Source organism: Rhizobium aureum (assembly GCF_030182495.1).
In the GTDB taxonomy this organism is placed as follows: Bacteria; Pseudomonadota; Alphaproteobacteria; order Rhizobiales; family Rhizobiaceae; genus Rhizobium; species Rhizobium tropici_C.
The window spans coordinates 1-19,668 of record NZ_JAQJCI010000016.1; the positions used below are offsets into that span (position 1 = coordinate 1).

Consider the following 19,668-nt stretch of genomic DNA (forward strand, 5'->3'; position numbering starts at 1 on the left):
CAACTCCCGATGCCAGTGCCTTGCGACGCCACCCATAAAGCTGCGAGGGATCCAAGCCTTCAGACCGGGCAATCGCCGAGACATTGGCCCCAGGCTGCAACGTCGCGGCCACGATCCGCGCCTTCTCATCATCCGACCAGTCACGCGGCTTGCGTCGTCTTCGCACCGGCTCCGCCGTCAAAACCTCAAAGGTTCGAGGGTGATTCACACTGTCGCTCATGGAATTCTCCGCATGACTCATGCAGAAAATCGCCGATCAGCAGGCCGAAAGATACGTGGGGTGGCCTACGCGCTTACGACTGAATGTTGCATCTGAGGGAAAGGCTAACCGCACCAGGGAAAATGCCTCATCGCCGAAAATCGTAGCCTTCACATTAGGGATCGCATGAGGTTTTGAAAATTTGAGCAACCATGGATATACCTTTTCATGCTTTCGTCAGCACACTTCTGCTGCAAGGGAATCCAAAAGCTGGCGATATAATTGTCTTTATTCAGGTAGCCGTCAGGAGGATCTATCAAATGTTGTTGCAGGACAAATAGCCCCTTGGGAAGCAATGACGGAAATTGGCTTTCGGCGAATGATGGCTATCATCTTATCAGCGATCGGCTTTTTAGGTTTGAGTTGCGCCGCTTATGCTGCCTGTCTTCAACTGCATGATAATTTTCATACGGTCATCGATGGTCAACTCTATCGCTCAACACAGCCAACTTCTGACCAGCTTTCTGCCTATGTACGAACGCATGGCATCAAGACGATCATCAATTTAAGAGGCAATCATTCAGGAGCAGCGTGGTACGACAATGAAGTCACCGTGGCGAGAGGGTTGGGGATAATTCCTATCGACTTCGGCATGTCTTCTTCTAAGTCAATATCTCCTCAGACGGCACAGCAAATTGTCGAGCTCATTGCCACAGCATCCAAACCGATGCTTATCCATTGCCAGTCGGATGCCGATCGCAGTGGACTGGTCGCTGCTCTTTACATGAAAAAGATTGCCGGGTTTGACGGGAAAAAAACGCAAGACCAATTATCGTTTTATTATGGCCATGTCGAAATTCCCATAATTTCATCCGCCTATGCGATGAACCGCAGCTGGAGAGTTATCGAGGCGAACGATGAAAACAGGAGCGGATCGTATTAGAAAGTGCAGCTTTCGTGCGGTAGACGTCATGGCGTGCACGTCCGCCATGACGCCTATCACGAAGAACGAGCTCCTGCCACGGCACCGGATTTCACTATGACCCGCCGAGGCCTCGGCATGAAAATTGAGGACTGACAAGCTTCATGAGAATAATTCACCGACCATCCATCCGTTCGCGCCGCTATATTGCTGCCGCACTTGTTTTCTCCATTGTGGTCGGGCCGGCAGTTGCAGCCTCGCTGAAAAGCATAATGGGCGATATGCGAGACAACACAACATCGGCCAAAGCTATTCTCGTCAATTTCGACGCCGCCGCCGCCAAGCAGGTTCTGCAACGTTATGCTTCGCAAGCTCAAGCAGCAAACAACATGTTTGCAGGCCAAGGTGGCGCCAAGGAAAAAGACTTGAGCGTGCGCTTCCAGAAACTGGCAGCTATGGCAGCTGCCGCAAGCCAGGCCCCGCAGACAAAAGTCTCATTTCGCAAGGCATTCACCGAAGTGGCAAGCGAATGCAAATCCTGTCATTCGACGTACAAATAATGGCTCCGGACCTCGTCGGAGCAGGAGTATGATATGAAAGAACATCGGCATTTGATTGACAACCGCTCTAATGAAGACTCGGGTAACAGCAGCGATATTTCCTCAGCAAAGGACGAGCATATCCGGGCGTGGGATCTTCCTACACGTCTTTTCAAATGGTCGCTTGTCGCGCTTATCATAACGGCCTGGATATCGAGTGGCTTCGATGATCCCGAGATGGTCGTCCACAAGTTGGTGGGTTATGGTATTCTCATACTTATTGTTTTTCGAGTTCTCTGGGGCTTCGTTGGTAGCACGACTGCCCGCTTCTCAAACTTTGTGCGCTCGCCATCCATAATATCGAACTATCTTAAGGCATTGCGCCGGAACAGGGCCGAGCATTATCTCGGTCATAATCCCGTAGGAGGAGTGATGGTTATCGGGCTGCTTCTAGCTTGCGGGGTTCAAGGACTCCTCGGGCTGTTTGCCAGTGATGGAGTGACGGCAGCGGGACCCTTTGCCGACGCGGCAGGTGACACGATTTCGAGTTGGGCGGCCTCTGTCCATGCAACATGGTTCTATATCGCTATTGTTGGTCTTGCCTGCGTGCACATTGCGACAAACCTCTACTACCAGCTTATCAAGCGTGACAATCTCATCGGTGCGATGATTACCGGACGCAAGAAACGTGTGTCCTATGTAGAACGCGATGAGGCGCGTGGCGGATCCCTATTCGCCGCGGCAATTTGCCTAATTGTCGCAGCCGGCCTCGTCTTTGGAACGATTACCTTGTTTGGAGGAACTTTCTTCAACGCGACTTAGAAAGAGATCATCCATCCTAACTGCGCATTCGTGCCTGACAGGCATCTCTATCCGCAGTCACGATGATCAACACGTGTGAGGTCTTCCGGCGGAGCTTGTCGATCGACGAGCAACAAGCCAAGCAATGCGATCGTTGCGACGAGATAACGCTTTGACATGGCTCAAAGTGTTGGGCAGCCCATGTGGCGCATACTGGTTTCTCCGACATCATGAAGCAAAGTTTGGAGAGATCAATGCCACTTAAGCTGGTCACGGGAATGATGAAGTCATCCGGCAATGAAGCCTTGTTGGTCATGGATGCAGGAGCCATGAACAAGATCGTTCTTGTTACCAAACAAGCCCTCCTTGACCTGGCATATCCGCCACGTTGCGATGAAAGCCGGCTGCAAGAATATATCGGCGTGCTCAGCGATATCGCCAGCACGAAATATGATCGCGGCGAGATCAAACCTGACGGTCGCGTCCTGATCACCTCCAACGACGTGACAAAATGGAAAGAGCTTCAATAGGGCCGCCCGCCTACCTCCGCGCATCTCAAACTCAGTCGCAAGGAATTTGAACCTGTTTCTCTTAGCCACCCAATGGAGTGAAGAAAGTCATGGCTGATCCCCTTCTGTACTTTCATGGCGCTGCCGGCTCTGTGACGGGATCTTGCTTCCTGCTCGAACACGCAGGCAAGCGAACGTTGATCGATTGCGGTATGTTTCAAGGCTCGAAAACCGAAAAGGAGCTGAACTATCGCCCTTTCCCTTTCGAAGCCTCATCGATACATTCCGTTATCCTGACCCATGCCCATATCGATCATTCAGGCTTGCTACCAAAGTTGGTGAAGGCAGGTTTCCAGGGACCGATCTATTGTACGGCCGCGACATCCGATCTCTGTGCAATCATGCTGCAGGACTCGGGGCATATACAGGAAATGGAAGTCGAGCAGTTGAATCGGCGAAACAAATCCCGGTTCCGGCAAATGATTGAGCCGATCTATACCGTTGGCGATGCGCAGGCTGCAATGACACAGTTTCATTCGATTGAGTACAAAGAATGGCAGGAAATAGAAGGCGGCTGTAGATTTCGTCTTTGGGACGCGGGTCATCTACTTGGTTCGGCATCCGTCGAACTCGAATTTACTTCCGTCGGCGAAACAATCCGCGTGCTGTTTTCCGGTGATATCGGACCGCGACACAAGTTGTTCGAGTCTGCTCCTGAAGCTCCAGAAGGCTTCGATTACCTTATCTGCGAAAGTACTTACGGCGACCGGGAAAGGGAGGACGCATCGCCTGACGCGCGACGCAGACAGCTCCGCCAGATTGTGAACCAGGCGTACCATCCGAACGGTGTGCTGCTTATTCCTTCCTTTGCTGTCGAACGCACACAGGAACTGCTGGCCGACCTGAATACATTGATGGATGCCAACGAATTGCAACGCATCCCCATCATTATAGATTCCCCGCTCGCATCTCGCGCGACCTCCGTCTTCAAGCGACATGCTCGCTCATTGTCGAATGGCGATCTTCTCCTTCGAGCACTAAACGAGAAAAATGTCCGCTTCACCGAGAGCGTCGAGCAATCGAAGGCAATCGATCTCATTCGCGGATTTCATATCGTCATTGCAGCAAGCGGAATGTGCGAGGCAGGCCGCATACGACATCGACTGAAAAATTGGCTTTGGCACGACGAGGCGACAATATTGCTGGTCGGCTTTCAGGCCGCCGGCACCTTGGGGCGCATCCTGCAGGATGGAGCGCATGCAGTGAAAATCCAGGGTGAACAGATTGCAGTGCGTGCAACGATCAAATCGTTGGATGCCTATAGCGGCCATGCGGATGCGGCAGAATTGGAGGATTGGATCGAGGCACGACTACCAATTCGCAAGGGCCTGTTTCTCGTCCATGGCGAACCGGCGGCGATCGGCCAGTTGAGTAGCAGACTATCCAAACATCGATCCGTCCCCGTCGTGCTCCAGCCAAAACTTGACAGCGCATATCGGCTCACTAGGGACGGGGCCGTTGTCGCTGGCGCTAATATTTCGCCCCCCAGGCTGCGAGCTGAAGAAGTCGGGCACTTCGACTGGCATAACGACTACCAGTCGCTCGTCCTTGATCTTGACGAAGAACTCCGGCAGGCAGCCGATGAAAAACGCAGGGCGATTATCTTGAGGCGTGTCAGAAAGGCACTTCAGCATGCAGCGGATTAGAGAGGAATATGCCGCACGTGACAATGCCGCTTGCGAAAGCCGTTATGACGAGGAAATACCTATCCCTGCCATTTCCTAATCACTGCCGTGAAGAGATGTCTATCGCTGGCCTGACTGCGTGCCTCTCGTTGATAAAGATGGCGAAAGTGCTGCCCGCGGTAACGCTCGAAGCTTTTCGGTAATGACAGGATTTGCCCGAAGTTCGAGTATCTTGAATACCTCCGCAATCGCCCGCCGGCTTTCGGCTTCATCGCAGTCCAGCCGCGCACCAACGGCTGCGGAGATGTGTTCGATATCATAGCGAGCAGCACTAGCTGCTATTGGATGCCAATTCTCGTAAAAAATGCCCCGAAGAAGCACCGGCAAATAATTGGCAAACTCACTTATATCATACACCGTCATTGAATCGCGCAGCGCATGCAAAACCGTGCGTAGGACCTCGTAGGCCTCCCGCTGTTCGCAATCAAGATGATCGGCCAGCTCACAGACCCATAAGTTAGCTTGCTGGGCGGCATCAGGAAAGGTGCGTAGCGGAAAGTAGCTCATTCAGATCTCCATTCGATCGGCATATTCACACCACGCATTGTTGAGCCCGCGATAGATTTCCTGGGCGTATGTCGATAAATGCCTGAGGACTGAAACGAACGACTTGCGAATTGTAGTGTAGGGCATTAGCTGAACTCCTGATCGCAATACTGTCCAAGAAAAGCAGTCACGAATTACCCTTCTTTGCCATGCCCCACCTTGCTCAAAGCCCATATTGACGCGATAAAGAGAATGCCTCCGCTCAAAAGGAGATTCAGCGTTGCCAGCGGTTGAGCCTGAAATCCAAGTAACCAAGGCGACATCACGAGCCACGCGGCGATAAGTATCTCGAACCATATTTCCCATCGTTGAGATGGGATCATCCCAATTAAGCTTAGCATCACGACAAGCGCGCCACTGATTACGAGGTTCCAGATCTCCATGCCAGCATGTATCGAGCCGTTGAAGAGATAGCCCAATATCCAGGGCGAAAAACATAACCAAAAACCGACCATGCGTATGGCGAGATTCCACCATGAAATACTACGCATCGGCATCACTCCAAGCCAAAGCGATACATTGGGGTTAAAAGCTCGACAGCGCATTGCGCAAGATCAAACTCAAGTTCAGGTGATTTCCCCGGATTAGGGTTTATTGACGAGAGACAGGTCAACTGGACTGACAGAGGCTCACTGCTGACCGCCGTTCGCGCGGAACACTTCGAGCCGATCGAGAAATGACCGCCGGGCCGGAATGATCTTTGCACAGACTTGTTCAAGGGTGATCCATTCTGTGCGATCAATCTCGCGAAAGGGTTGGTCGCGTTTGCTAACCGGCGGCCATAGGGTATCAAATGTTTGGCTTCGCAAGGTTGCGACCTTAAATCGCCCTTCATCGCCAAGGCCGCAACGAGCTTGCCACGGCGTTGACGACTTGAACGAGGGAGCGAAGCTCGGACAGCGGTGGCCAACCCGTTTCCTCCGCAAATTCTCGCCTGGCAGCTATATCGGACGGCTCGTTGCGCGAGTGTTCACATTTTGGAATGGACCAAGCGCCTAAATCGCGATTTTGCCAAAAATGGACCACCCGGATGAAGCAAAAGAACCTCGACGTCATCATGATCGAGGCGGTAGGGCAGAATAATTGCGCGTTGCCTTACCATGATCTGCCGCGACATGTCGAGGCGTCAAACCACGACGACTATGCCCTTCGATCAGAAGATCATTAGAGGGTACCCAGCGACAGGTCAAATCAACTCATTTCAGCATATTTGTGTGTTTGCCTTCCTATAGGCATAAATGCCGTCACGGTATTTTTCTTGATCTCGATCAAGTTGCTTCTACCTCTATGGCCATACAATTGTTCTTCTTCTAGCGGGAGGTAAATATGCATGAACCGCGATGGCAAAATTGGTTTGGGCTGCTTCTTGGTATCTATATAATGGTGACACCATGGCTCATTCCGAGCATTTTTTCTCTTGCCCCGGCATCAATGATCACAGGCATAGCTGGATCAGCTTCCGGGCTCACGCTTGTAAGTATCTCGCTACTCGGAATTGTCGATCCTGAAATTTGGCTCGACTGGCTAAAGTTCCTGCTAGGCTTTGGCCTCCTCGTGACACCATGGTTGTTTCGATTCAGCAACGATATAATTATTACCTTCAGCTTTGTTTTCGCGGGAATGCTTTTGATTGTTGTCAGCGGATTAGCGTTTGCTTGGCGGCGCTCGAAGATTGGGCGTGACCAGTCCGATTGACAGACGCGGCGCGAAACCGACCGCCCACCGCAATCAATTCCACGATTGAAAGTGGAATGATTTACACAGGCCGACTGTTGCCGCTGGCACCTCAATAAGACCTGTTGGAAAGGTCGATCGCGGAGAGCTCAGGCCTGTTCGCGAAAGGCATCTTCGCTACCTGAAAAAATCCGGATGTTGAGCGGATATTTAACTTTGTGGTGAGTCAGTCATGATTTGAGCCTCGCGACCGTGGTGCCGATTGCCTCCCCGCTCACCTGTTTGTTCTGTGCGCCTGAGGAGTGAAGAATCCACGCACCCTAAGAGGGATCGAGCTACTTTGGAAAATGAACGATTTCATTCGTGACATGAAGAATAGTTAGCATATGAGATTGATGGTAAACTGTAACCTCGGAGCGGAAGGTGGAAATTCCTGGCAGATAACAATGCTCTCGTCTTTTCCAATCGTTCTGATGCTTCATTGACACGTATCAATGTCGCCGCTGATGTCTGATGATGAGGTTGCCGAGTTCGAAATAGGAAGAGGCAGCCATGTCGTCAATTCAGCCAAGACCGGCGGAATCAGCCCCGGATGCCAATGCCGCGGCTATCACCAACGCAGATAGTCCTAAGGGAAAGCTTCGCCTCGCGTCGCTGTCTGCGCTCGTCATTGGATCTATGGTTGGATCAGGTGTTTTTAGCCTCCCTCAGAATATGGCTTCCGCCGCAGGCCCGCTCGCGATAATAATCGGCTGGGTGATCACTGCGATCGGAATGCTGGCCCTTGTTTTCGTCTATCAATCACTCGCAACCCGCAAGCCCGAACTGAATGCTGGTCCGTATGCTTATGCCAAGGCGGGTTTTGGCCCTTTCATCGGCTTTAATAGCGCCTGGGGTTACTGGTTGAGCGCTTGGGTTGGCAATGTTTCATATGCTGTTGTTGTCTTCAGCGCTCTTTCCTATTTTATTCCCTCTTTTGGTGAAGGAAATACCTGGCCTGCCATCATAGGCGCATCGCTGCTTTTATGGATGGTTCATGCTTTGATCATGACTGGAATCCGAGAAGCTGCAATCGTCAATCTGCTAGTGACTGTAACAAAAATAGCTCCCATTGTTCTGTTCATCGGCGTGGCGATCGTCGCGTTCAAGATCAATATCTTCTCTATTGACTTTTCCGGCCTAGGCAACGCAAGCCTCGGCTCTGTCAGCAAACAGGTGAGGAGTACCATGCTCGTCACACTGTGGGTCTTCATCGGAATTGAAGGTGCAAGTGTGTTCTCAGATCGGGCAGAACGCCGTCTGGACATTGCAATCGCGACGATTACAGGTTTTCTAACCTGCCTTGCTCTATACGCACTTGTATCACTTCTTTCACTCGGTATCCTGAGCCAACCGGAACTTGCCGTACTTAAGAACCCCTCCATGGCGGGAGTTCTCGAATCGATCGTCGGCCCCTGGGGGGCCATTCTAATCAATATCGCATTGGTGCTCTCAGTCGCGGGCGCCTTTCTAAGTTGGACGCTTCTAGCTGCCGAAATCCCTCTCGCGGCGGCAAAGGATGGCGCCATGCCAGCATTCTTTGCGAACGAAAGTCGCAAGGGAGTTCCCTGGACTTCGCTGTTGATTACAAACCTCCTGGTTCAAGCGTTTTTATTTCTCACCTTATTTGAGCAAAGCACCTACCAAGCTCTGTTCTCGATAGCTTCGGCTGCCATTCTCGTGCCCTATATCTTTTCCGGCGCTTACGCAGCAAAGCTCGCATTTACCGGAGAATCCTACCAACGGGAAGAAAGCCGCGTCGGTCCGATGATCATGGGATTTGTTGCTACCATTTATGGTCTGTGGCTCGTCTATGCCGCCGGCCTTGCCTACCTCTTCATGTGCGCTGTTCTTTATGCGCCCGGCATTATTTTCTACATTATCGGACGCCGTCAGACGCACCAGCAGGTCTTCAAACCGGTCGAAGCTATTCTTGCCGTTGCTCTCGTCGCTGCAGGAGTGATTGCGGCTTACGAGATGTGGGTCGGTGCGGTTAGCCCTTTCTAAGGAGATATAGCGATGATGACCTTGGGCGTACACTCCGAGGTTGGCCGTTTGCGTGAAGTGATGGTTCACAGGCCTGATCTCAGTCTGCTTCGACTTACGCCAGCCAATTGCAGGGCCTTGCTTTTCGACGATGTCCTTTGGGTCAAGCGAGCGCGGCAGGAGCATGACATATTTGTCGACGCATTGCGCGAGCGAGGTGTCGTGGTCCATTCGCTGGGTGATCTTCTCGCCGAGACGCTGGAAGCAGCCGAAGCAAGACAATGGCTCTTGGCCCGAAGGATCAAGCCGCCAGCCGTCGCTGAGGACATGGTGTCCGAATTGCAGGCATGGCTAGAGGAGATGCCATCGCAGCAGCTTTCAACCTGTCTGGTGGGAGGTATCTCTCGTGCAGAGCTTCCATTTGAGCCTTTCGGGTTAAGTGGAAGAACACTATTGCAAGAAGACTTTGTCTTGCAACCATTGCCTAATCAGCTCTTCACCCGCGATAGCTCTTGCTGGATCTACGGAGGTGTATCAGTCAATTCCATGTATTGGCAGGCACGTCGACCGGAAGCGGCTAACGTGGAAGCTATTTACCGCTTCCACCCTCGTTTTCAAGATCTTAACTTCCCCATATTTTCCGCGGATGGAGACCAAGCACCGAGCCTTGAAGGCGGGGATGTCATGCCTATCGGCAATGGCGTCGTTCTTATCGGCATGGGCGAAAGAACGATTCCCCAGGCAGTGAGTGCTCTCGCCAAGCGGCTGTTTGCTGCAGGGTTGGCGACACAGATCGTTGCCGCTCTCATGCCACGCGACCGCAGCTTCATGCATCTCGATACGGTTTTTACATTCTGTGACCGCGATCTCGTAACGATGTATCCGCCGGTTGTCGATAGGTTGCGCTGCTACTCCCTGCGTCCAGGTAACAGGGAAAACCTGGTCGATGTCCGCGAGGAAGCCGCGCCGTTCGTTGATGTCGTGGCCGAAGCTATGGGACTCAAGAAGTTGCGCGTCGTCCAGACCGGGGGAGATCGTTACGAAGCCGAACGTGAACAATGGGACGACGGCAATAATGTCGTCGCCGTCGAACCTGGCATCGTGATCGCCTATGACCGCAATGTCTACACCAACACGCTTCTACGTCGCCAAGGGGTCGAAGTCATTACCATTGAAAGCGCAGAACTGAGCCGCGGGCGCGGCGGCGGGCATTGCATGACGTGCCCCCTGGTTCGCGAAACCGCCTAGGAAGGAGTACTTATGCCGATCAATCTGCGTGGCAGGAGCGTCTTGTCGCTCGACGATCTATCCCCCGATGAAATCCGTTTCCTGCTGCGCATGGCGGCAGAACTGAAGGCGGCCAAGATCGGCGGTTACGAGGTTCCGCGCCTGACGCGAAAGACCATAGCATTGATTTTCGAAAAGGATTCCACCCGTACCCGGAGCGGCTTCGAAGTGGCTGCTTATGATCAAGGCGCCCATGTCACCTACCTTGGGCCGTCGGGCAGCCATATCGGTCACAAGGAATCGGTCAAGGATACCGCGCGAGTCCTCGGCCGTATGTATGATGCAATCGAATTCAGGGGCTTTCAGCAATCAGCCGTAGAGGAGCTCGCGCGTTACTCCGGCGTCCCAGTCTACAACGGCCTGACGGATGTCTCGCATCCGACCCAAGTCCTGGCCGACTTCATGACGATGCGGGAATTCACCCACAAGCACCTTTCTGACGTGGCGATGGCCTTTGTCGGCGACGGCCAGGACAACGTTGCCTTGTCGCTCGCTCTCGGCGCCGCCAAAGTGGGGCTCGATTTCCGACTGGTTTCGCCAAGAGCGCTCTGGCCGGAACAAAAATTCGTCGAGCATATCAAGACCGAAGCGGCAAAGACTGGCGGACGGTTCGAACTCCTCACTGATATCGTTTCGGGCGTGAAGGGGGTGGACTTCGTTTATACCGACGTCTGGCTTTCGATGGGAGAGGCCGAAAGTCACTGGAAGGAGCGCATCGATCTGCTCTTGCCCTTCCGCGTCACACGGCAGGTGATGGAGGCAACGGGCAATCGCTATAGCAAGTTTATGCACTGCCTTCCCGCCTTCCACGATACCCAAACGGAAGTCGGCAGTCAGATCGCGGAAAAATACGGTATCGACTGCATGGAGGTGACGGACGAGGTGTTCGAATCTGAAGCCTCCATTGTCTTCGATCAAGCGGAGAATCGACTGCATTCCATCAAGGCGTTGCTTGTCGCAACGATCGGAGGCTGAGATGTTGATCGTCGCGGCTCTCGGAGGCAACGCGCTGCTGCGGCGAGGCGAGCCGCTGACTGCAGCGAACCAGCGCGCCAATGTCAAGCGAGCCGCAGTCGCGCTCGCCGAATTGATCGCAGACGGCCATTCGCTGGTCATAACGCATGGAAATGGCCCCCAAGTCGGGCTCCTGGCCCTTGAAACTGCCGGACCGAATGGGGCCGATCTACCGTTCGATGTTCTTGGCGCCGAGACCCAAGGCATGATCGGCTACATGATCGAGCAGGAACTCATCGGCATGGTGAAAGACCGTCGCTTCGCCACGCTTGTAACGCTCGTCAAAGTGGACGCCAACGATCGCGCGTTCCGGAACCCTACGAAATTCATCGGGCCTGCCTATACCGCCGCAACTGCCCAAAAAATCGGATCCGAGCGCGGCTGGCAGATTGCGCCCGATGGAGAGATGTGGCGACGTCTCGTCGCCTCACCGGCACCAAAGACTATTGTGGAAGCCGACATCATTTCCCTTCTCGTCAAGGAAGGTATAACGGTGATCTGCACGGGTGGTGGCGGAATCCCCGTTATTGATGGGGGCGATGGCAGCCTGCAGGGCGTTGAAGCCGTCATCGACAAGGATGCGGCCAGCGCGCTTCTCGCAGAACAGCTCGGTGCTGACATGCTGCTCCTGCTGACCGACGTTGACGCCGTCTACGAGGGTTTCGGGACGCCGGGTGCACGGTTATTGAAAAGGCTCGACCCGGAGCAAGTCGACGAAACGAAATTCCCAACCGGTTCGATGAGGCCAAAGATTGCTGCTGCGACTCGCTTTGCAAGGAGCGGCGGACGGCGCGCCGCCATCGGGCGCCTGGAGGATGCCGCCGCGATCGTGGCAGCGACAAAGGGAACTGCGTTCTCCGCAAAAAACGCACAAGTCTAATTTGCCCGGGCTCGCCTAGAAACGTAATATTTCAGCTTGGCCCTCAAAAAGTACATCAAGAAGCAATTAATCACACACCCCAGCGGCGCACAAACCAGGCTTTCACAAAATGGGTCAACAGGCCATAGGCAACAAGCATAATTACGACCAATGGCCAATAAAGCCAAGGCAGGGGGATGAAACCCAGCGCCGCGCCGATTGGCGTCAGCGGTAACGCGATACCGACGCAGGCAATAATGATACTCGTTGTCATCAGAGTTCGGCTGGCTCGACTCTCGATGAACGGAACCTTTGATGTGCGGATAATATGAATGATGAGGGTCTGACTGAGAAGAGACTCCACGAACCAGCCGGTCTGAAACAGCGAAGGATTGCTCCAGGCTCGAAAAACCCACAGCATCATGGCGAAAGTCGCATAGTCGAAAATCGAGCTGATAGGTCCGATAAAGATCATGAACTTGAAAATATTATCGATATCCCAGCGTCGAGGTGACATGAGGTAGTCCTCATCCACATTGTCCGTGGGAATGGCCGTCTGTGAAAAGTCGTAGAGCAAGTTGTTAGTCAGTACCTGGATAGGCGCCATCGGTAGAAAGGGCAGAAACAGGCTTGCTCCCAGAACGCTGAACATATTGCCGAAGTTCGAACTCGCTCCCATCTTGATATATTTGGTAATATTGCCGAAGATCTTGCGACCTTCAATGACTCCCTCCTGCAGCACCATCAGGCTCTTTTCGAGTAGGATTATGTCGGCCGACTCCTTGGCAATATCCACTCCCGAATCGACCGAAATACCGACATCGGCGACCTTGAGCGCCGGGCTGTCGTTGATACCATCGCCAAGGAAACCGACGACATGACCCTTTCGATGCAAGGCATTGACAATGCGTTCCTTCTGAGCCGGTGCTAATTTAGCGAACACATCTGTGCGGTCGGCAGCGTCAGCGAGTTCCTCGTCTGTCATGGCTTCGACATCGGAGCCGAGCAAGATCTCCTCAGCGTCAAGCCCTACATCACGACAAATCTTCCGCGTGATGACTTCGTTGTCGCCGGTCAGAACCTTGAAGCGAACTCCCTTCTGCGCGAGTGCGGCAATCGCTGCGCCCGCACTCTGCTTCGGGGGATCTAGGAAGGCAATGTACCCGATCAAGGTCAGATCGCCTTCGTCGGCAACCGAATAAACGGGACCATGACCGACCAACTCTTTACAGGCAACTGCAACAACTCTGAAGCCATCTGAATTGAGGGCAATGGTTTCTTTCTTGGCCGTGGCAAGATGGTTTTCATCCAGCAGCTGTGTTTTCCCGTCGATTTCGCAGCTCTTGCAGATGGAGAATATCTCCTCGACGGCACCCTTGCAGATCAACACATTTCTGCCTTCAGGGGTCGAAACCACTACAGAGAGCCGGCGACGGACGAAATCGAAAGGAATCTCATCGATCTTTGCGAATCCTTCATCGATCCCGAGGGCCTTATGTATCTCGACATGTTCAAGCACGGCGACGTCGAGGAGGTTTTTCAAGCCCGATTGGAAATGACTATTGAGATAAGCATATTGTAGCACACGCTCGGAATTCTCTCCTTTGATGTCGAGATGCCATTTCAGGATGATGCGATCCTGCGTGAGTGTGCCGGTCTTGTCAGCACACAGGATAGTCATGGCGCCAAAGTTCTGAATTGCATTGAGTCTTTTGACGATCACCCTTTTGTCCGCCATGGCAATCGCACCCTTGGCGAGATTGACCGTCACAATCATGGGAAGCAATTCCGGCGTAAGACCCACCGCCACTGCCACAGCAAAGAGCAGCGCCTGCAGCCAGTCATGTTTCGTGACTGCATTTATTACGAATACAATCGGTACCATAACGACTAAGAATCTGATCATCAACCACGTGAAACGATCGACACCTCGGTCGAACGCGGTCAGTTCACGCTGGCCGGCGATCTCATCGGCAAGTTGCCCGAAGTAAGTTCCACCGCCCGTGCGCACTACCACGCCTGTGGCATAACCGCTGACGACATTGGCTCCCATGAAACACATGTTTGATATATCGAAAGGATTGTTCGACCGGGCTTCGCAAGCATGCTCAAACTTTTCGGTTGGCATTGCCTCGCCGGTAAGTGCTGCCTGGTTGATGAACAGATCCCTGGCTTCAATCAGGCGCAGATCCGCCGGTATCATATCGCCGGCAGATAGACGGACTATATCACCTGGAACAAGTGTCTCAATAGCTATTTCATGGAACGAGCCTGCCGCAGGGCCAGTTCGCCGCTTCACTGCGGCCGTGGTCCGTACCATGGATTGCAAACGCGCCGCCGCTTCATTTGAGCGGTGCTCCTGAACAAAGGCCGTGGTAATCGCCAGGACGACCATAACGGCGATTACGACCGCTGCCCGGACATCACCCAGAAGGTAAGATGTGACTGCCAAAGTGATCAAAAGCGCATTCAAAGGGTTTTTGCCTCGGCCCCATATCTCCCGAAGAATAGTCGGCCTCCGCTCCCGCATAACCAGATTAAGCCCATATATCTTAAGTCGACGCTCCGCTTCTTCGGTAGTCAGTCCCTCCAAACTTGATCCGAGACGTGCGCAGGAGGGCTCGGGTTCGAGCTTACCTAGCGTGAAGACCTCTTCGGTTTCTCCTTCGCCTTTAGGTGGCCTCGATATATCCATGTGCTGATAAGCCATCGTAGTCTTGTCCGTGCCATCCGCCGACTATGCCGAACACGGCATCGGTTCCGGCGGTTACAATCAGCCAGGGCACTCCTCAAATTTGAGGGAGTGAAAGGCAGTTTAGCGAAGCATGCCTATGAGGAGAACGTGCACGATGATACAGATCAAATTGGCAATTGCGGATCGGGACACGAGCCGAAGGAGGAGGAAGGTAAACTTTATACCACTGATAGCTAAAGACGGAAAATGGGTGGGCCGCCATTCAATGCGCTATCGGAACTCCCATCTCGTGTCGTGCGGACCCCGAGACGAGTTTCATCGACATTTTACGCGACTGCTTCGCTTAGAGATCTCTTAAGATAGCTCTTGCAATGCCTCCTCACGTTCAACCGACAAGGCGGTCAGATTGAGAATGCCGCGCCTCATTTCGCCCGACTTGCTCCAGCGAGAACTACCATTAAACCGTCACTGCCACCGACATTGATTGCCGATATCTAGGTAAAACCTCAGATGGACTCAGTCGTTACCGAACATATGCGCAACCACTTCCGAGAGCGGACACCGATAGAGTGGCGCAATTCGGTTCCACTCTCCTCCAAGAAGCAATTCTTTCCAATACGACATCGGCAATTGATCGTCGTCAAAGCCGTTAATCGAGTCCGCCAATATGATCGCCACAATGAGGTGATGCCATGACATATAAAAACGTTCTTTTTCGTTCCGCAGCTCGGGAAAAGATCCTCAAAGGGACTGCACAACTGGCCGATGCGGTGCGCGTGACACTCGGCCCGCGATCCAAGGCCGTACTCATCGAAAAGAGATGGGGTAGTCCACTTGTGTGCAATGACGGCGTAACCATAGCCAAGGAATTCGAATTGAAAGATGCGGAGGAAAATCTCGGCGCGCGCATGTTGCGACAAGCGGCGGAGAAAACGGGCGACGTTGTCGGAGACGGTACGAGCACCGCGACGATTCTTGCGCAGGCGATCTTTTCAGATGGTCTGCGCAACGTGGTAGCCGGCGCTAGCGCGATCGATATCAAACGCGGTCTCGATCGGGGACTTTCATGCACGGTCGACTTTCTTAAACGGAACAGTCGTCCTGTGGCGGGCAAGCGGGAGAAAGTCCAGGTAGCCACGATCTCCGCGCATAATGATGGCCAGATCGGAGCTCTGATAGGTGACGCCTTGGAGACGATCGGTGATGATGGTGTTATCACTGTTGAAGAGTCAAAAACGACAGAAACCGTACTCGATGTTGTGAAAGGTCTGCAATTTGACCGCGGCTTTCTCTCTCCGTATTTCGTTACGGACAATGAACGCATGGAAATTGTTCTGGAAGAGGCCGCGGTTCTCTTGGTCGATCGCAAACTTGGCACCCTCAACGACTGCGTGTCCCTATTGGAAACAATCGCCAAGGCAAGTGTGCCGCTTCTAGTCGTCGCCGAAGACGTGGAGGGTGAAGCCTTGGCAACGCTTATCGTCAATCAGATTCGCGGCACGCTGAAGAACTGCGCGGTGAAAGCTCCGGGCTTCGGCGATCGGCGAAAAGCGATGCTGCAAGATATCGCCATTGTAACCGGCGGCCAGGTTCTGTCGGAAGATCTGGGAATCAAGCTTAATGCTGTGTCTCTCGATCAACTCGGCCGCGCTTCGCGCGTCGTCATAACCAAGGATACGACGACGATTGTCGGCGGCGCAGGCAACAAGAGCGCAATCTCCGGCCGCATTGATCAGCTGCGTCAGGAAATCAACGAAACTTCCAGCGACTACGACAAGGAAAAGCTGCGTGAGCGTTTGGCCAAACTCGCTGGTGGTGTAGCAGTCATCCGCGTCGGTGCGGCAATAGAAGCTGAAATGAAGACAAAGAAGGAAGCTCTCGACGATGCAATCAATGCTACTAAGGCTGCCGTCGCCGAGGGAATTTCTCCTGGCGGCGGCCTTGCTCTTTTACGCTGCACGGAGGCGATTGCAGCGGAGGAAACGAAGTGTGAAGGGGACGAGCGCACGGGAGTGCAAATCCTGAGACGAGCCCTGGAAGTGCCAATCCGACAGATCGCGGAAAATTCGTCCATCGATGGTGGTGTGGTTGTCGCGAAGGTATTGGAGGGCAACGGAACCTTCGGCTACGATGCAGAGAAGAAGGTCTATGTAGATATGTTTGAAGCCGGTATCGTCGATCCGACCAAGGTCGTTCGTGTAGCTCTGGAGAACGCTGTTTCGATTGCGAGCGTGCTACTGCTGACGGAAGCCACGATGACCGAAGTCGATGAAACCCTCAAAGACAAGAGCGCTTTGAGCGATGCGACCATGCAGGTTTGAGTTCGACAGCGTTTTGGCAGATCTCCAAAGCGAACTTGCCAAACGATCCGCTTTAAGAAAATGTGCCAGAATTGTCGTCATCGCATGCGCCGGCGATGTCCCGACCATGAAGACAATGTCCGCGGCCGATGTCCTTCGCCAAAATGCTCTGGAACTCTGGGTTTGGGTGGTCGATGTCGTCTAACCCTTGGCGCTGCAGCCCAAAGACCAGCGTCCGCACGGACTGGCTAAGGACGCCCTCGACAGAATTTTCACACCGTATCGGCCTGTAATCTTTGCCTCTGAATACTGTAGAGCAGCGCTCTCGACGAAGATACGAATCGGCAACTCGACGTCCATATGCTCGGAATACAAGCTACTGATTTCCCAAGGCGACTGCGATCTCAGATGAGATCGCTTTGGTTGTCACGTTTCCGAAGACTGGATGAGGGTCGCGGCCTCGGGGAGATAGGCAACGGACTCAATACTCACAGCGAGGATCTCGATCATCTCTTTGTCCAGTCAATTCCAGCTATTCATGCAAGGCACGATGTATTGCATGATGCTGGTGATAACGTCATCTCAAGGCCATCTAATCCATCGATCTAGATAAAAACCGACTGATTATTCGCTTAGACATCGTTTCATTGGAACTTGCGCTTTTCGCTTACGATCATCGATCGTGAAATTCTTCTAGAAGTGACGATTAAAGTATCGTTTGTAGGCTCGTCGATATGCAAGTTGGCGAAGAGCTCTCCTTCCAAAATCAAGCAACCGCATCTCGATCTGTCACTGCATTACTGATATACCTGCTTCTTCCGCAGCCTTTACCAATGCCTCTCGTACAGCTTCGGGAGCGACTCGGCCATGTATAGCATCGAGGCATACGTGCACCGCTGTTAGATACTCATCCCCGTCATCAATCGGCCAGTGGTCTAGAAGTGTCTCCACTGCATCTTGTACGGTATTTATGCATCGCGGAGATACCGCGCTTTCCGTGGTTAGCGTAATTGAAGGTATCTTACGACGCATTCCCGGCTTCATGGCAATTCTCTTCACAACGAAAAATTCGGATTGAGTTTATAAGATGCGTTTCGGCGGCAATTGATTTGCGTCAATCTCAGTTGACTTACCCGCTCTAGCCCTTCCGTCATGCAGCAGGCCATGCCGGAGATCGGTTGATCTACCTCAATGCGATGACGCAGCGGCCGTTGTATCGTGAACTTTTATTAACACGCTGAGATTGGATCGATACGATGGTAAGGAGCGAGCGTGGCAAATTGGGCGGACCATTTGGTTATGCGATTCCGTCTATGAGCGAAGTTGAGGGCAGAATGCTCGTTACACGGGTGGTCGCAACTGCATCACTTGAAAGGCTTTTGAAACACTACGATGAAAGAGGTCGAGCCATGCTGCTGGCAGCGCTTCGCCGCGCAATCGAGAGAAGAGGCAGGCATTCAAACTTTGCTGAAACCGACATCACGGCCGCTACGAAATATGCGCAAGGTGTATTCAGCGAGGCGCTTTCGATGATCAACAGGAACTCCTCTGTCAATCGTCGCTGATTTCTTCCGTTGCCCGCAAGCTCATCGCTTCAGCGGTTTCAGTGGTAAAACGGGGCTGCATTGTCGCGTGAAATCGGACAGCTCGATTGAGAATCACAGCTAAACGACCGCCTAACGACGGGAGGTGAATTCAATGAATGTTCAAAAGATGTCCTATGATGAGTGTATTACATTCATAAAAAAGCAATGGTTAGCGAGACTGGGCTGCGCGGACCGAAATGTCCCATATGTTGTTCCCATTCAGTACTCCTATTCTGGCGACAGGCTATACGCCTTTACGCTGCCCGGCAAAAAACTAGAGACCATGAGAAGAAATCCACACGTCTGCCTGCAGATCGATCAATTGAAAAGTAGGCATTCTTGGAAGAGCGTCGTCGTCGACGCCCACTTCATCGATCTCAGCACGGAAGAATGTCGAGAAGAAAAAGACCAAGCTTGGGGATTGCTCGCGAAGCGCGCCGATTGGTGGGAACCGGGCGCTTTGAAACCGATCGGCAAAGTGGCGGATACCTCCTCCAATACACATATATTTTTCGCCCTCGAAATTATCGATTTGAGCGGGCGGAAGACTGACGAGTAGAGTGCAATCTGCTGCCCCAAATCAGGTCAAACAAAAAGGAGGAGTTCAGCCATGCCGAAAGCAAAAAGTTCTGCCCGGAATGAGACGACCCGGGCCACGGCACCTTCAATCGGAGAGGTTATGGCGAGCCTTATGGTGCTCGACATGATTACGGCGAGCGCGACCGTCAGATTGTTACGCTTTCACGATAGCAAGGAGAAAGCAGAACTTACGGCCCAGATCCTGGACGAGATCGATACCACGTGCCGCCGGAAAGGACTTTTCGTTCGCGATATAATGGATGCTCAAGACTACGCCAGAAAACTACTTTACAACGCTCAAGCGCAGGCAGACCGCCTTGATGATATTAAACATGGTTATATCAACCAGGAGCAGAGCTAAGATTTTCACAAGATGCTTTCCAGGCGC

At 52.9% G+C, this 19,668-nt stretch carries 20 protein-coding genes; 15 read left to right on the forward strand and 5 right to left on the reverse strand.

All coding sequences use genetic code 11. The features are described 5' to 3' along the window. Positions 1 to 220: transposase (locus tag PH552_RS26165; RefSeq protein ID WP_285166369.1), on the reverse strand; the 220-nt coding region annotated here is incomplete at its 3' end. 181 nt (positions 221 to 401) lie between these two features. On the opposite strand from PH552_RS26165, the gene PH552_RS26170 reads away from it, so the two are divergent. The 5 genes from PH552_RS26170 (at position 402) to PH552_RS26190 (ending at position 4,676) form a co-directional block, all read left to right on the forward strand. After that, a complete protein-coding gene (locus tag PH552_RS26170; RefSeq protein ID WP_285166370.1) occupies positions 402 to 1,142 on the forward strand; it encodes a fused DSP-PTPase phosphatase/NAD kinase-like protein in 741 nt (246 codons plus the stop codon). A gap of 143 nt (positions 1,143 to 1,285) precedes the next feature. Next, positions 1,286 to 1,681 carry a cytochrome c gene (locus PH552_RS26175; RefSeq protein WP_113251804.1) on the forward strand — a complete coding sequence of 132 codons (396 nt, stop codon included), beginning with the start codon at positions 1,286 to 1,288 and terminating at the stop codon, positions 1,679 to 1,681. A 33-nt stretch (positions 1,682 to 1,714) separates the two neighbouring features. Continuing rightward, positions 1,715 to 2,482, forward strand: a complete 768-nt coding sequence (locus PH552_RS26180) for a cytochrome b/b6 domain-containing protein (protein ID WP_285166371.1) — start codon at positions 1,715 to 1,717, stop codon at positions 2,480 to 2,482. 233 nt (positions 2,483 to 2,715) lie between these two features. After that, the gene (locus PH552_RS26185) at positions 2,716 to 2,991 is read left to right on the forward strand and encodes a hypothetical protein (protein ID WP_113251806.1); all 276 of its coding nucleotides are present in this window, start codon (positions 2,716 to 2,718) and stop codon (positions 2,989 to 2,991) included. 89 nt (positions 2,992 to 3,080) lie between these two features. Continuing rightward, complete coding sequence (locus PH552_RS26190) at positions 3,081 to 4,676, forward strand: MBL fold metallo-hydrolase (RefSeq protein ID WP_285166372.1); 1,596 nt, start codon at positions 3,081 to 3,083, stop codon at positions 4,674 to 4,676. A 99-nt stretch (positions 4,677 to 4,775) separates the two neighbouring features. On the opposite strand, the gene PH552_RS26195 is transcribed toward PH552_RS26190, so the two are convergent. Further along, positions 4,776 to 5,222 carry a DUF2267 domain-containing protein gene (locus PH552_RS26195; protein WP_285166373.1) on the reverse strand — a complete coding sequence of 149 codons (447 nt, stop codon included), beginning with the start codon at positions 5,220 to 5,222 and terminating at the stop codon, positions 4,776 to 4,778. Between the two features lie 173 nt (positions 5,223 to 5,395). Then, positions 5,396 to 5,752, reverse strand: a complete 357-nt coding sequence (locus tag PH552_RS26200; RefSeq protein WP_162737096.1) for an SPW repeat protein — start codon at positions 5,750 to 5,752, stop codon at positions 5,396 to 5,398. A gap of 835 nt (positions 5,753 to 6,587) precedes the next feature. On the opposite strand from PH552_RS26200, the gene PH552_RS26210 reads away from it, so the two are divergent. From PH552_RS26210 to PH552_RS26230, 5 genes are all read left to right on the forward strand, one after another. Beyond that, positions 6,588 to 6,956: an SPW repeat domain-containing protein gene (locus PH552_RS26210; RefSeq protein WP_113250106.1), complete on the forward strand. Its 369-nt coding sequence runs from the start codon at positions 6,588 to 6,590 to the stop codon at positions 6,954 to 6,956. A gap of 531 nt (positions 6,957 to 7,487) precedes the next feature. After that, positions 7,488 to 8,981 carry an arginine-ornithine antiporter gene (gene arcD, locus PH552_RS26215; protein WP_285166374.1) on the forward strand — a complete coding sequence of 498 codons (1,494 nt, stop codon included), beginning with the start codon at positions 7,488 to 7,490 and terminating at the stop codon, positions 8,979 to 8,981. Positions 8,982 to 8,993: 12 nt separating this feature from the next. Next, positions 8,994 to 10,208: an arginine deiminase gene (locus PH552_RS26220; RefSeq protein WP_285166375.1), complete on the forward strand. Its 1,215-nt coding sequence runs from the start codon at positions 8,994 to 8,996 to the stop codon at positions 10,206 to 10,208. Between the two features lie 12 nt (positions 10,209 to 10,220). Continuing rightward, positions 10,221 to 11,222 (forward strand): ornithine carbamoyltransferase, encoded by a 1,002-nt coding sequence (gene argF / locus PH552_RS26225; protein WP_285166376.1) that lies wholly within the window; start codon positions 10,221 to 10,223, stop codon positions 11,220 to 11,222. Between the two features lies 1 nt (position 11,223). Further along, positions 11,224 to 12,141 carry a carbamate kinase gene (locus tag PH552_RS26230; RefSeq protein ID WP_285166377.1) on the forward strand — a complete coding sequence of 306 codons (918 nt, stop codon included), beginning with the start codon at positions 11,224 to 11,226 and terminating at the stop codon, positions 12,139 to 12,141. Between the two features lie 70 nt (positions 12,142 to 12,211). On the opposite strand, the gene mgtA is transcribed toward PH552_RS26230, so the two are convergent. Further along, a complete protein-coding gene (gene mgtA, locus PH552_RS26235; protein WP_285166378.1) occupies positions 12,212 to 14,830 on the reverse strand; it encodes a magnesium-translocating P-type ATPase in 2,619 nt (872 codons plus the stop codon). A gap of 677 nt (positions 14,831 to 15,507) precedes the next feature. Between mgtA and groL the strand changes: the two genes are divergently transcribed. Further along, a complete protein-coding gene (gene groL, locus PH552_RS26240) occupies positions 15,508 to 17,136 on the forward strand; it encodes a chaperonin GroEL (RefSeq protein ID WP_285166379.1) in 1,629 nt (542 codons plus the stop codon). Continuing rightward, positions 17,117 to 17,320, forward strand: a complete 204-nt coding sequence (locus PH552_RS26245) for a phosphoketolase family protein (RefSeq protein ID WP_285166380.1) — start codon at positions 17,117 to 17,119, stop codon at positions 17,318 to 17,320. Before groL ends, PH552_RS26245 begins: the two co-directional genes overlap by 20 nt. 584 nt (positions 17,321 to 17,904) lie before the next feature. Here PH552_RS26245 and PH552_RS26250 read toward each other — a convergent pair. Then, complete coding sequence (locus PH552_RS26250; protein ID WP_113250114.1) at positions 17,905 to 18,159, reverse strand: DUF982 domain-containing protein; 255 nt, start codon at positions 18,157 to 18,159, stop codon at positions 17,905 to 17,907. A 212-nt stretch (positions 18,160 to 18,371) separates the two neighbouring features. Between PH552_RS26250 and PH552_RS26255 the strand changes: the two genes are divergently transcribed. The 3 genes from PH552_RS26255 to PH552_RS26265 all read left to right on the forward strand — a co-directional run bounded on the left by PH552_RS26255 (position 18,372) and on the right by PH552_RS26265 (position 19,641). Continuing rightward, positions 18,372 to 18,680, forward strand: a complete 309-nt coding sequence (locus tag PH552_RS26255) for a hypothetical protein (protein WP_285166381.1) — start codon at positions 18,372 to 18,374, stop codon at positions 18,678 to 18,680. 133 nt (positions 18,681 to 18,813) lie between these two features. Further along, on the forward strand, positions 18,814 to 19,260 hold the full coding sequence (locus PH552_RS26260) for a pyridoxamine 5'-phosphate oxidase family protein (protein WP_113250115.1): 447 nt from the start codon (positions 18,814 to 18,816) through the stop codon (positions 19,258 to 19,260). A gap of 51 nt (positions 19,261 to 19,311) precedes the next feature. Beyond that, on the forward strand, positions 19,312 to 19,641 hold the full coding sequence (locus PH552_RS26265; protein ID WP_162736976.1) for a hypothetical protein: 330 nt from the start codon (positions 19,312 to 19,314) through the stop codon (positions 19,639 to 19,641). Positions 19,642 to 19,668 lie beyond the last annotated feature (27 nt).